Origin of the sequence: Pseudomonas syringae (genome assembly GCF_002157375.1) — a bacterium.
Lineage (GTDB): Bacteria > Pseudomonadota > Gammaproteobacteria > Pseudomonadales > Pseudomonadaceae > Aquipseudomonas > Aquipseudomonas syringae_T.
Window position 1 is genome coordinate 45,307 of the sequence record NZ_MTSA01000021.1, and the last position, 12,946, is coordinate 58,252.

General features: G+C 58.8%; 9 protein-coding genes. 7 read left to right on the plus strand and 2 right to left on the minus strand.

Annotation, left to right across the window (positions count from 1 at the left end):
- Positions 1–114: 114 nt before the first annotated feature.
- From BW686_RS22700 to BW686_RS22730, 7 genes are all read left to right on the plus strand, one after another.
- Complete coding sequence (locus tag BW686_RS22700; protein WP_084919695.1) at positions 115–1,707, plus strand: ABC transporter substrate-binding protein; 1,593 nt, start codon at positions 115–117, stop codon at positions 1,705–1,707.
- A gap of 151 nt (positions 1,708–1,858) precedes the next feature.
- A complete protein-coding gene (locus tag BW686_RS22705; RefSeq protein ID WP_084919696.1) occupies positions 1,859–3,238 on the plus strand; it encodes an OprD family porin in 1,380 nt (459 codons plus the stop codon).
- Between the two features lie 83 nt (positions 3,239–3,321).
- Positions 3,322–4,917 (plus strand): ABC transporter substrate-binding protein, encoded by a 1,596-nt coding sequence (locus BW686_RS22710; RefSeq protein ID WP_084919697.1) that lies wholly within the window; start codon positions 3,322–3,324, stop codon positions 4,915–4,917.
- Positions 4,918–4,991: 74 nt separating this feature from the next.
- The gene (locus BW686_RS22715; RefSeq protein WP_084919698.1) at positions 4,992–6,002 is read left to right on the plus strand and encodes an ABC transporter permease subunit; all 1,011 of its coding nucleotides are present in this window, start codon (positions 4,992–4,994) and stop codon (positions 6,000–6,002) included.
- Positions 6,003–6,012: 10 nt separating this feature from the next.
- Positions 6,013–6,924, plus strand: a complete 912-nt coding sequence (locus BW686_RS22720) for an ABC transporter permease subunit (protein WP_084919701.1) — start codon at positions 6,013–6,015, stop codon at positions 6,922–6,924.
- A 10-nt stretch (positions 6,925–6,934) separates the two neighbouring features.
- Complete coding sequence (locus tag BW686_RS22725; RefSeq protein ID WP_084919704.1) at positions 6,935–7,903, plus strand: ABC transporter ATP-binding protein; 969 nt, start codon at positions 6,935–6,937, stop codon at positions 7,901–7,903.
- On the plus strand, positions 7,903–8,877 hold the full coding sequence (locus tag BW686_RS22730; RefSeq protein ID WP_084919706.1) for a peptide ABC transporter ATP-binding protein: 975 nt from the start codon (positions 7,903–7,905) through the stop codon (positions 8,875–8,877). The genes BW686_RS22725 and BW686_RS22730 overlap by 1 nt, the downstream gene beginning before the upstream one ends.
- Positions 8,878–8,956: 79 nt before the next feature.
- Here the strand turns inward: BW686_RS22730 and BW686_RS22735 are convergent, their stop codons facing one another.
- Together BW686_RS22735 and BW686_RS22740 are read right to left on the minus strand one after the other, a co-directional pair.
- Positions 8,957–11,482: a PepSY domain-containing protein gene (locus BW686_RS22735; protein WP_084919750.1), complete on the minus strand. Its 2,526-nt coding sequence runs from the start codon at positions 11,480–11,482 to the stop codon at positions 8,957–8,959.
- A 197-nt stretch (positions 11,483–11,679) separates the two neighbouring features.
- The gene (locus BW686_RS22740; RefSeq protein ID WP_084919708.1) at positions 11,680–12,843 is read right to left on the minus strand and encodes a type III PLP-dependent enzyme; all 1,164 of its coding nucleotides are present in this window, start codon (positions 12,841–12,843) and stop codon (positions 11,680–11,682) included.
- Positions 12,844–12,946: the final 103 nt, after the last annotated feature.

A 12,946-nucleotide genomic window follows, 5' to 3' on the forward strand; every position in this document is an offset into this window, starting at 1 on the left:
CGGCCGTTGTAACAATGTGTGGCGGACAGGTTATTCGGAAACCTTTCAGGTTGACGCCTTAGCGTTAGTCAGACATTCGAGCTAAGGCTCGTCCTTTGAAGGATAGGGATCATCATGCGTAAAACTCTTGCGGTGACGTCGTGCCTGGGGCTGTTTGCTCTGGCTCCTTTTGCCCAGGCGGCAAGCAATCTGGTGTTCTGCTCGGAAGCGAGCCCGGCAGGCTTTGACGGCGCGCAATACACCTCATCGACCGATAACGACGCTTCAGAGCCGATCTATAACCGCCTGACCGAATTCAAACAGGGCGATACCACTGTGGTGCCAGCCTTGGCGACCTCGTGGGACGTTTCAGAGGACGGTCTGACCTACACGTTTCATCTGCGCGAAGGCGTGAAGTTTCACAGCAACAAGAACTTCAAGCCCAGCCGCGACTTCAATGCCGACGACGTGCTTTTCACGTTCAATCGCATGCTCAAAACCGATCACCCGTTTCGCGTTGCGTACCCGACCGAGTTCCCTTACTTCACCAGCATGGGCCTGAACAAGAAGATCAAGTCTGTCGAAAAAACCGACCCGCTGACCGTGGTGTTCACCCTTAACACGGTGGATGCAGCGTTCATTCAGAACATCGCGATGAATTTCGCCGGCATTCTGTCCGCTGAGTACGCCGAACAGTTAATGGCCAAAGGCGATGTGCGCGACATCAATCAACAGCCTATCGGCACCGGGCCGTTTGTGTTTCAGCGTTACCAGAAGGACTCGCAGATTCGCTACAAAGGCAACAAGGAGTTTTGGGACCCGAGCCGCGTGAAGATCGATCAACTGATCTTCGCCATCGTGACCGACGCTTCTGCGCGCATGCAAAAGCTCAAGGCCAACGAGTGCCAGGTCTCGGTCAACCCGCGCCCTGCAGACCTTGCCAAGCTCAAGGAAGACAAAAGCCTGCAAATCATCGAAAAGCCAGGCTTCAACCTCGGTTACATCTCCTACAACGTGCGTCACGAGCCATTAGGCAAGCTGGAAGTGCGTCAGGCGCTGGACATGGCCGTCAACAAGAAAGCCATTATCAATGCGGTTTATCAGGGCGCGGGGCAACTGGCAGTCAATGCCATGCCGCCGACCCAGTGGTCTTATGACGACAGCATCAAGGACGCGCCGTACGACCCGGAAAAAGCCAAGACCCTGCTGCGCGCCGCCGGAGTCAAAGAGGGCACTGAACTGACGCTCTGGGCCATGCCGGTGCAACGTCCGTATAACCCCAACGCCAAGCTGATGGCCGAAATGCTTCAAGCTGACTGGGCCAAGGTGGGCATCAAGGTCAAGATCGTCAGTTACGAATGGGGTGAACACCTCAAGCGCACCAAGAACGGCGAGCACGATATCTCGCTGATCGGCTGGACTGGCGACAACGGTGACCCGGACAACTGGCTCGGCACGCTGTACAGCTGCGCTGCCATCGGCGGTAACAACTACTCGATGTGGTGCGACGAGAAATACGATCAGCTGGTCAAGGCCGCTGTCGCAACCACTGACCGCGAGAAGCGCACCGACCTGTACAAACAGGCGCAACGTTACCTGAAGGAACAAGTGCCGATTACCCCGGTTGCCCACTCGACCGTCAATCAGCCGTTGCGCGCCGAGGTCAGGGACTTCCACGTCAGCCCGTTTGGCCGCAACAACTTTTCAGGCGTGAGCATCGCCGACTGACCCGACATCCAGCTTGCTTTCGCCACCTTGCAGGGTGGCGAACGTCAGCACTTGCGCATCGATAACAACGCAGGGCCTTAAACCCTGCATAACCAAAAGCCAGACCTTAAAGAACTGGCATTTATAAAAGTGATAAAGGGAGCTGCACATCGTGAAAACAACAAGTACTGCATTATTGGCCTTATCTCTCTCGTCGTTCGGCGCGATGGTTCAGGCAGACCCAGCCAGCCAGGCCTTCGTGCCGACCCAGCTGAGCACCAAGAATGCACAAGCCGACGCCAATGGCTTTTTTGAAGACCAACACCTGACCGGCACGACCCGTAACTGGTACGCCAATGAACTCAAGCGTCGCGACGAGGTTTTTCGCTACAACGACAACGGCGTCGCTGAGCAGACTTCGCGTCGCATCAACTGGCAGCAAGGCACCATCGTCAACTACACCTCGGGTTATACCCAGGGCGTTGTAGGTTTCTCCACGGAACTGGCGCTGTACAACGCCATTGCGCTGGACCGTGACACTGATGACTTCGCCGGCAACTCCAACCGCACCCTGGCTCACCGTGACGGCGACGCAGTCGGTCAATGGAGCAAAATGGGTCTGGGCAACGTCAAGGCCCGCGTTTCCAACACGGTCCTGACCATGGGTCGCCAGTCGGTGAACACCCCGGTTATCGCCTTCATCGGCAACCGTGCCCTGCCTTCCAGCTTCCAGGGTTTTGCCGTACAGAGCGACGAGTTCAACAACCTGTCCCTGCAGGGCGGCAGCTTCGACCGTGTATCGCCACGTATGGAACAGAGCCTGGACAAGTTCCGCTCCGAATACGGTGATCGCAGCAAGACCGCTGATCGTCTGGACATGTTTGGCGGTGACTACAAACCCACCGACAGCCTGACCGCCAGCTTCTATGCGTCGAACCTGGAAGACTTCTGGCACCAGTACTACTTCGGCTTCACCCACGAACTGGGTGACAGCAAGGCCCTGGCGCTCAGCACCAACCTGAATTACTACAAAACCAAGGATGCAGGCCAGAGCAAACTGGGCGCGATCGACAACGACACCTACAGCCTGTCCTTCACCGGTACACACAATGCGCACAGCGTGAGTGTTGCGTACCAGGAAGTTAACGGTAACGAGTATTTCGACTACGCCCACGACACCAACGCGATCTTCCTGGCCAACTCCCTGCTGTCGGACTTCAACGGCCCGAACGAGAAATCCCTGCAGATCGCTTATGTGCTGAACATGGCCGAATACGGCGTGCCCGGCCTGAAGTTCAATATCTACCAGGCTCGTGGCTGGGACATCGACGGTACGCATTACAAAGGCACCGGCTACACCGACGTACTGGCAATGGACGGCGAGACCCACTACGAGTACGGCATCGGTTCGTCCTACTCGGTGCAGTCCGGCCCACTCAAGGCCACCGCCATCCGCGCCACTTACACCACACACCGCGCCAGCGAGAACCAGGCTGATGGCAACATCAACGAATTCCGTCTGGTAACCACTGTCCCGTTCAACATTCTCTGATTCGCTGAAAACCGCTCTGGCGCACGGCAGCCGCCCTGCTCCAGAGCGACCACCATCGGCGTCAACTCTATGGAGGGTTCATATTGAAACTGTTATCGCTACGCAACTCGATCGCCCTGGCCCTGCTCAGCGTCGCCGTCAGTGTTTCGGCAAAACCCCTGGTGGTCTGCACCGAAGCCAGCCCCGAAGGCTTTGACATGGTGCAGTACACAACTGCCGTCACGGCCGATGCCGTGGCTGAGACCCTGTTCAACCGTCTGGCCGATTTCGAGCCAGGCACGACTAAAGTCATTCCCGCACTGGCTGAATCCTGGGAGATCAGCGACGACGGCCTGACGTACACCTTCCACCTGCGCAAAGGCGTCAAGTTTCACACCACCGATTATTTCAAACCGACCCGCGACATGAACGCCGACGACGTGCTCTGGAGTTTTCAGCGTCAGCTGGACCCGAAGCACCCGTGGCATGACAAGTCGAGCGTCGGCTTCCCCTACTTTGAAAGCATGGGCTTCAAAGAACTGCTGAAAAGCGTCGAGAAAACCGACGACTACACCGTCAAGTTCACCTTGACCCGCCGCGAAGCGCCATTTCTGGCTGACATCGCGATGGCTTTCGCCTCGATCTACCCGGCTGAATACGCCGACCAGTTGTTGAAAGCCAACAAGACCGGCGACCTCAACAGCAAGCCGATCGGCACCGGCCCGTTCATCTTCCAGCGTTACGCGAAAGACGCCCAGGTCCGCTTCAAGGCCAACCCGGATTACTTCCGTGGCAAGCCACCGGCCGAAGCGCTGATTCTGGCCATCGCCACGGACAACAACGTGCGCCTGCAGAAGCTCAAGGCCAACGAATGCCAGATTGCGCTGTACCCAAAGCCGGACGATATCCCGAGTATCAAAAAGAACGATGACCTGAAGATCGCTGAACTGGATGCCATGACGACGTCCTATATCGCGATCAATACCACGCATAAATACCTGAGCGACGTGCGGGTACGCAAAGCCATTGACATGGCGTTCGACAAAGCAGCCTATGTCAATGCACTGTTCGGTCAAGGCAACGCAACCGTCGCGGTAAACCCTTATCCGCCGACCCTGCTGGGTTATAACAAGGACCTGAAGAACCCGCCTCTGGACCTGGACAAGGCACGCGCCTTGCTGAAGGAAGCGGGTGTGCCGGAAGGCACCGTGTTCACCCTTTACACCCGAAACGGCGGTGGTCCGACCAATCCCAACCCGATGCTCGGGGCACAGATGATGCAGTCTGACCTGGCCAAGATCGGCATCAAGATCGACATTCGTGTCATGGAATGGGGTGAAATGCTCAAACGCGCCAAGAATGGCGAACATGACATGGTGTCTGCCGGCTGGGCAGGCGACAATGGCGACCCTGATAACTTCCTGACCCCGATGCTCAGTTGTGAAGCGGCGAAAAACGGCGAGAACTACGCTCGCTGGTGCAACGCCGACTTCCAGAAGTTGATCGATCAGGCGCGCGAAACAGTGAACCCGCAGGAGCGCGCCGCGCTCTATGAGCAGGCGCAGGTGATATTCAACAAGGACCAGCCGTGGATCAGCATGGCTCACACCCGAATGTTCACGGCCATGCGTAAAGACGTAACGGGCTATGTGATCAGCCCGCTCACCACGAACAATTTCGCCAACACCCAGGTGAAATAGAAAAATAATCCGGCGGGCTCGTAACCCGAGACTCGCCGGAGTACGCCTAACCGGCTGATGAGGTACACACCAAGATGTTTAGTTTTATCGCCCGCCGAGTGGGGTTGCTGATACCCACTTTCTTCGGCATCACCTTATTGACGTTTGCACTGATTCGTCTGATTCCGGGCGACCCGGTCGAAGTCATGATGGGTGAGCGCCGGGTCGATCCGGAAATGCACGCTCAGGCCATGGAACGTCTTGGCCTGAACAAACCGCTTTATGCCCAGTACATTGACTACATCGGCAAGCTCGCCCAGGGCGACCTCGGTGAGTCGCTGCGTACGCGCACCAGTGTCTGGACCGAATTCACCTCGTTGTTCCCGGCAACCCTGGAGCTGTCGCTGGCCGCGTTGATCTTCGCGGGTATCCTGGGCCTGCTGGCGGGTGTCATTGCCGCGCTCAAGCGAGGGTCCCTGTTCGACCATGGGGTCATGGGTATCTCCCTGGCCGGTTATTCCATGCCTATTTTCTGGTGGGGCCTGATCCTCATCATGTTCTTCTCGGTCACGCTGGGCTGGACGCCAGTGTCAGGACGGATCGACCTGCTGTACGACATCCCGCCGGTAACCGGCTTCATGCTGATCGACACCCTGCTCAGCGATGAACAAGGTGCATTTCTCGACGCCCTGCATCACCTGATTCTTCCGGCCATCGTGTTGGGTACCATTCCGCTGGCGGTGATCGCCCGGATGACCCGTTCGTCGATGCTTGAAGTGCTGCGTGAAGACTACGTGCGTACTGCGCGAGCCAAAGGCCTGTCGCCCGCCCGCGTGGTGTTCGTTCACGGCCTGCGCAACGCGCTGATTCCGGTCCTGACCGTGTTCGGTCTGCAGATCGGCACCCTGCTGGCCGGTGCGGTTCTGACCGAGACGATCTTCTCTTGGCCCGGCATCGGCAAGTGGCTGATCGAAGCCATTGGCGCCCGGGATTATCCGGTCGTGCAAAACGGCATTCTGCTGATCGCCTGTCTGGTGATCCTGGTCAACTTCGTGGTGGACATCCTCTACGGCTTTGCCAACCCACGCATTCGTCACCAGCGCTGAGATTATCGATATGACCTCCCCCACTCCTGCGGTAGCAGTCGATCAAAGCCTGCTTTATCCGTCCCCGTACAAAGAATTCTGGCAAGCGTTCTCGAAAAACAAAGGCGCGGTTGCCGGCCTGATGTTCATGATCCTGATCGTGTTCTGCGCCCTGTTCGCCCCTTGGGTCGCGCCGCATGATCCAAGCGAGCAATACCGTGATTTCCTGCTGACCCCTCCGGTCTGGCTTGAAGGCGGTCAATGGCAGTTCATCCTCGGCACCGACGAACTGGGCCGTGATCTGCTGTCGCGCCTCATTCAGGGCTCGCGCCTGTCGCTGCTGATCGGTCTGGCATCGGTTGTCATGTCCTTGATCCCCGGCATTTTCCTGGGGCTGCTGGCGGGCTTCTTTCCGCGCATACTCGGCCCTTCGGTCATGCGCCTGATGGACATCATGCTGGCCCTGCCGTCGCTGCTGCTGGCAGTTGCCATCGTGGCGATCCTCGGCCCTGGCCTGATCAACACCGTGATCGCCATCGCCATCGTGTCGCTGCCTTCGTATGTTCGTCTGACCCGCGCTGCGGTGATGGGCGAACTGAACCGCGACTACGTGACCGCTGCGCGTCTGGCCGGCGCAACCTTGCCGCGTCTGATGTTCATTACCGTGCTGCCCAACTGCATGGCACCGCTGATCGTCCAGGCAACGCTGAGCTTCTCGTCAGCGATCCTTGACGCCGCCGCACTGGGCTTCCTGGGGCTTGGCGTACAACCGCCGACGCCTGAGTGGGGCACCATGCTCGCCTCGGCCCGCGACTACATTGAACGTGCCTGGTGGGTCGTGAGCCTGCCGGGTCTGACCATTTTGCTCAGCGTGCTGGCAATCAACCTGATGGGCGACGGTCTGCGCGATGCGCTGGACCCGAAACTCAAAAACGCCGCCTGAGGAGATTCGCATGTCACTTCTTGAAATCAAGAATCTCAACGTTCGCTTCGGCGACGCCAAGGCCGTACCTGTTGTGGACGGCCTGTCCCTGAGCGTAGACCGGGGTGAAGTACTGGCCATCGTGGGTGAGTCGGGTTCCGGTAAATCCGTGACCATGATGGCGCTGATGGGGCTGATCGATTCCCCCGGCATCATCACCGCCGACGCGCTCAATTTCGATGGCAACGACCTGCTCAAGCTCAACTCCCGGCAGCGTCGTCGCATCATCGGTAAAGACCTGGCGATGGTTTTCCAGGACCCGATGACGGCTCTGAACCCGAGCTACACCGTAGGCTTCCAGATCGAGGAAGTGCTGCGTCAGCACCTGAACATGTCCGGCAAGGCTGCACGTCAGCGGGCGCTGGAATTGCTGGAAAAGGTCGAAATCCCGGGCGCCGCTGCGCGTCTGAATGCCTACCCGCATCAGCTGTCGGGCGGTATGAGCCAGCGTGTGGCGATTGCGATGGCCATCGCCGGCGAGCCAAAACTATTGATCGCCGACGAACCGACCACCGCACTGGATGTGACCATTCAGGCACAGATCATGGACCTGCTGCTGAGCCTGCAGAAAGAGCAGGACATGGCGCTGGTACTGATCACGCACGACCTGGCCGTAGTGGCCGAAACCGCGCAGCGCGTCTGCGTGATGTATGCCGGTCAGGCCGTCGAAGTCGGTCAGGTGCCCGGTCTGTTCGACGTGCCCGCCCATCCTTACAGCGAGGCCCTGCTGGCCGCCATTCCCGAGCACAGCATGGGCGCTGAACGCCTCGCCACGTTGCCGGGCATGGTCCCGGGTCGCTACGACCGTCCGCAGGGCTGCCTGCTGTCGCCGCGCTGCCCGTATGTGCGCGACAACTGCCGGACCCAGCGTCCGGACCTGGCACCCAAGGCGCATAGCCTGGCGCGATGCTTCTATCCTTTGAATCAGGAGGTGGCGTAATGAGCGTCGTACTTACCGCGCGCGACCTTACCCGTCACTACGAAGTCTCCCGCGGCCTGTTCAAGGGAACAGCGCTGGTGCGTGCGCTTAACGGGGTGTCTTTCGAACTGGAAGCCGGCAAGACCCTGGCTGTGGTCGGCGAGTCCGGTTGTGGCAAGTCGACCCTGGCCCGCGCGCTGACGCTGATCGAGGAGCCTTCGTCCGGTTCGCTGAAAATCGCCGGCCAGGAAGTGGCCGGTGCCAGCAAGTCCGAGCGCAAGCAATTGCGCAAGGACGTGCAGATGGTTTTCCAGAGCCCTTACGCGTCGCTCAATCCGCGCCAGAAAGTCGGTGATCAGCTCGGCGAGCCGCTGTTGATCAACACCCAGCTGTCAGCAGCAGAGCGCCGTGAAAAAGTGCAGGCCATGATGGCTCAGGTCGGCTTGCGCCCTGAACACTATCAGCGTTACCCGCACATGTTTTCCGGTGGTCAGCGTCAGCGTATCGCGCTGGCCAGGGCGATGATGCTGCAACCCAAAGTGCTGGTGGCGGATGAGCCGACTTCGGCGCTGGACGTGTCGATCCAGGCTCAGGTGCTGAACCTGTTCATGGACCTGCAGAAGGAATTCAACACGGCTTACGTGTTCATCTCCCATAACCTGTCAGTGGTGCGTCATGTCGCGGACACGGTGTTGGTGATGTACCTGGGTCGCCCTGCGGAAATGGGTCCCAAGGACGAGATCTATAACCGCCCGCTGCACCCGTACACACAGGCACTGTTGTCAGCGACGCCGACCATTCACCCGGACCCGCTCAAGCCGAAGATCAAGATCGTCGGCGAGTTGCCCAACCCGCTCAACCCGCCAAGCGGCTGCGCTTTCCACAAGCGCTGCCCCTACGCGACCGAGCGTTGCGCAACCGACGTGCCGGAACTGAGGCTGGTGGATAATCGCCAGGTGGCGTGCCACTACGCCGAGCAGTTTGTGGCGGCGTAAGCGCAAGCGACAAGACTATCGTGCCTACGCTCAAGCGTAGGCACGCGGTTCTGGACACTCCGCGTCCGATCTTCGCCAGTCAATACACATCCCGCCGATACCGACCCTGCTCGATCAGTTCGCTGACCGCCGCCGCGCCCAAGACCTCGTTCAACACCTGATCCACGCCCGCCGCCATCCCCAGCAAGCTGCCGCAGATGTAGATCGCCGCGCCGTTATCCAGCCATGCACGCACGTCATCCGCAGCTTCGTGCAAACGGTCCTGCACGTAGATTTTTTCAGCCTGATCACGCGAGAACGCCAGATCCAGTCGTGTCAGGTGACCCGACTCAAGCCAGCCCTCAAGCTCAGCGCCACAGTGAAAGTCGTGTGCGCGGTTGCGTTCACCGAATAGCAGCCAGTTGCGCACCTGCCCTTGGGCGATGCGGGCCTTGAGCAGGCTGCGCAAACCCGCCAACCCCGTGCCGTTGCCCAGCAGAATGAGAGGGACAGGTTCTGCCGGCAGGTGAAAGCTGCTGTTGCGACGTAGCCGCAGGTTGACAGCACTGTCGAGTGACACATGCTCGGTCAGCCAGCCGGAGCCAAGCCCCAGGCTGCCGTCAGGATGAACTTCCTGGCGCACGACCAGTTGCAGGCAGCCGTCCTCGGGGATCGACGCAATGGAATACTCACGGGCGGACAGCGGTGCCAGCGCATCCACCAGCGCCTGCGCATGCAGCCCCACAAAATGCGCCCGGTTCTGCGGCAACTGGCGGCTGGCCAGCGCCTGAACAAGCGGCTCCTGCAACCCGTCGACCTGAACGTGAGTCAAAGGGTCGATGCCCAACCCGTTGAGAAACTGCTCGATCACAGACGCCACGTTTCGAGGCATGACTTCAACCAGATCGCCCGCCTGCCACGTGGCTGGCCCGGAGGCAATCAGGTCCAGCAGGTACACCTTCGAGCCGCTGCTGCCCGGATTCAAATGCTCGCGACGCGCCAGGGTCCAGTTCTCGAAAACCGGGGCCAGCCAATGGCTCGATTGTGGTACGGAACCGGTCAGTTGCCCGAGTTGCTGCTGCCACTGCTGCAAGGCTGCGGGATCGACTTTGTCCACTTCCACAGGCGCGAACAACGTAAGCGCACCGCACTCCGTCAGCCAGTCATGCAGACGGTGGGCAAAACCGCAGAAATGCGGATACTGCCGGTCCCCCAGTGCCAATATCGCGTAATTGAGTTTGCCCAGCGACAGCGAGCGCCCCAGCAATCTGCGCTCGAAGCCTCGGGCGCTGTCTGGTGCCTCGCCTTCACCGAACGTGCTGACGATAAACAGTATGTTATGGCTTTTGCCGAGGTCATCTTCGCTCAGGTCACCCAGGCGTTTCACGCGCACCGGCAATCCTGAAGCCTGCACCTGGCCGGCAGTCTGCCAGGCCAATTGCTCGGCAAAACCGCTCTGACTGGCAAAACAGATGAGCCATGAAGCTGCGTCATCCGGACCATCAACCGCCACATCACGACGTGCGCTTTCGATATCACGCTTCTTGCGCCGTCGATCCAGGTACAGCAGCCACCCGGTAATAAAAAACACCGGCATCATCAGCGCTGCACCCGTCATGATGAGTCGGCCGACCAGGCCGAAGTAGCTGCCCACGTGCAGCGCGTAATTGCTGGCCAGCAATTGCTCGCCGAAGCGGTGCTCGGCATAGCGCGACACCGCGCTGACCTGGCCGCTGGCCGGATCCAGCGTGATGCTGTTCAGCGCACGCGAGTGGGGCGAATCTTCAAGCAGGTAGAAAACAGTGGCAGGTTGACCACCTGCAGCCGGCAAACGCAGGTTATAGGCGCGCAGCCCAGGCCCGGCAGTTTTCTGGATGCTGTCCCAGACCGCCGCATAATTCACCGACAACGGTTTGTGACCCACGCTAGTAGGCGGTGCAGCGCCGGCCTCCTCCACCGCCCCGCGCCCCAGCAACGTGTTCAGGCCATTGCTCACCCAGTCGTAAGACCAGGTCAACCCGGTGATTGCGAACAGCAAGTAGAACAACAGGCACCATGTGCCGAAAACAGAATGCAGGTCCCAGTTGAAACTACGGCCCTTCTTCGCCCAGTCAACGGTCAGCCAGACGCGCCAGCTCAGCGTCTGGCGAGGCCAGCGCAGGTAGAGCCCGGACAGGCAAAAAAACACCAGTATCAGCGTACAGGCCGCCGTTATTTGCTTGCCAAACTCGCCCAGCGCCAGATAACGATGCAGTTTCAGAACGAAATCGAAAAAGCCTTCACCCACGGCATTGCCTTTCAGCTCGCCGGTGTAAGGGTCGAAGTTACGTTTGGGGCCTCGGCGCTCGCCGGGTTGGGGGGTAAAAAACACTTGGGCTACACGGTTACCGGTCGTTTCGACCCGCAAGATGGCGACAGTAAGGCCGGTAGCGGCTTCCAGTTTACGCACCAGCTCAATGGGCGGCAGCGTAGTGCCCTGCGCGTCGACGAACAGCACATCCGGATTCAACGCATCCAGAATCTCGTCCTCGAACGAATACAGCGCGCCGGTAATGCCCATCAGGGTCAAAACCAGACCTGCCGTGATTCCAAAGAACCAGTGCATCTGAAACAGGGCCTTTTTCAACACACTCGTTACTCTCACTCACCTGCGCGGCGCAATTAATGCACTGACGAGGACTGAAGTGCCTGCATCAGCGCCCTTGATGAAAAGACGACAATAACGTCGTCATTACCGTACTTCTCAGTACTTCGAGGCTTGAACATCTATTTTTTCGAACAAAAAAAAACCCATTTTCATGGGTTTTTTTCTGACACCAGGTTTTACAGGTAGAACGATTTCAATGGCGGGAAACCGTTGAATTCCACGGCGCTGTAACTGGTGGTGTAGGCACCGGTCGACAACCAGTACATGCGGTCACCGATGGCCAGGTTGAGTGGCAGGCCATACTTGTAGTTCTCGTACATGATGTCGGCGCTGTCGCAGGTCGGGCCGGCGATGACCACTTCTTCCATCTCGCCCTTCTTCTCGGTCCAGATCGGAAACTTGATGGCTTCGTCCATGGTTTCGATCAGGCCGGAGAACTTGCCCACGTCGGTGTAGACCCAACGCTCGACGGCGGTACGCGATTTGCGCGCGACCAATACAACTTCGCTGACCAGAATACCGGCATTGGAGATCAGCGAACGGCCTGGCTCCAAAATGATTTCCGGCAGGTCATCACCGAAGTCTTCCTTCAGGAAGCGGATGATTTCTTCGGCGTAGGTTTCCAGGCTGTTGGTCCGGGTGATGTAGTTGGCCGGGAAGCCGCCACCCATGTTGATCAGCTTGAGAACGATGCCGTCTTCTTCTTTCAGGCGTTCGAAGATCACTTTGACCTTGGCGATGGCAGCGTCCCATACGCTGATGTCGCGCTGCTGCGAACCCACGTGGAACGAGATACCGTAAGGCACCAGACCCAGGTCGCGAGCGAGAATCAGCAGGTCCATCGCCATGTCGGTCTGGCAGCCGAATTTGCGCGACAAAGGCCAGTCGGCAGTGGTCGAGCCTTCGGTCAGGATGCGCACGTAGACCTTCGAACCCGGTGCCGCCTTGGCAATGTTGCGCAGGTCAGCTTCGGAGTCGGTTGCAAACAGACGAACTCCCTTCTCGTAGAAGTAGCGGATGTCCTTGGATTTCTTGATGGTGTTGCCGTAGCTCATGCGCTCAGGGCCGACGCCGCAGCTCAGCACCTTGTCCAGCTCGTAGATCGACGCGATGTCGAAGCTCGAACCCTTGTCCTTGAGCAGATTGATGACTTCAACGGCCGGGTTGGCCTTGACGGCGTAGTACACCTTGGCGAATTCGAAGCCCGCACGCAGGTCGTCATAAGCCTTGCTGATGATGGCGGTATCAATGACCACGAACGGCGTTTCTTGCTTGTCAGCGAACGCCTTCATTTTCTTGAAGGTGTCGGCTGAATAGTAGTCTTCGACATTGATCGACATACTGCTGGAACTCCTGATGGCAAACGGTATTGGTAAAGGGGTGCAAATGAACGCCCTCCGTATCCCCACTTTGGTTCGCCTACTTCCCAAGGCATGTCGCCGA

Bases quoted from the DNA above. Each gene is read 5' to 3' on its own strand.
- BW686_RS22700 (WP_084919695.1), top strand. From the start codon at position 115: ATGCGTAAAACTCTTGCGGTGACGTCGTGCCTGGGGCTGTTTGCTCTG.
- BW686_RS22715 (WP_084919698.1), top strand. From the start codon at position 4,992: ATGTTTAGTTTTATCGCCCGCCGAGTGGGGTTGCTGATACCCACTTTC.
- BW686_RS22720 (WP_084919701.1), top strand. From the start codon at position 6,013: ATGACCTCCCCCACTCCTGCGGTAGCAGTCGATCAAAGCCTGCTTTAT.
- BW686_RS22725 (WP_084919704.1), top strand. From the start codon at position 6,935: ATGTCACTTCTTGAAATCAAGAATCTCAACGTTCGCTTCGGCGACGCC.
- BW686_RS22730 (WP_084919706.1), top strand. From the start codon at position 7,903: ATGAGCGTCGTACTTACCGCGCGCGACCTTACCCGTCACTACGAAGTC.
- BW686_RS22740 (WP_084919708.1), bottom strand. From the start codon at position 12,843: ATGTCGATCAATGTCGAAGACTACTATTCAGCCGACACCTTCAAGAAA.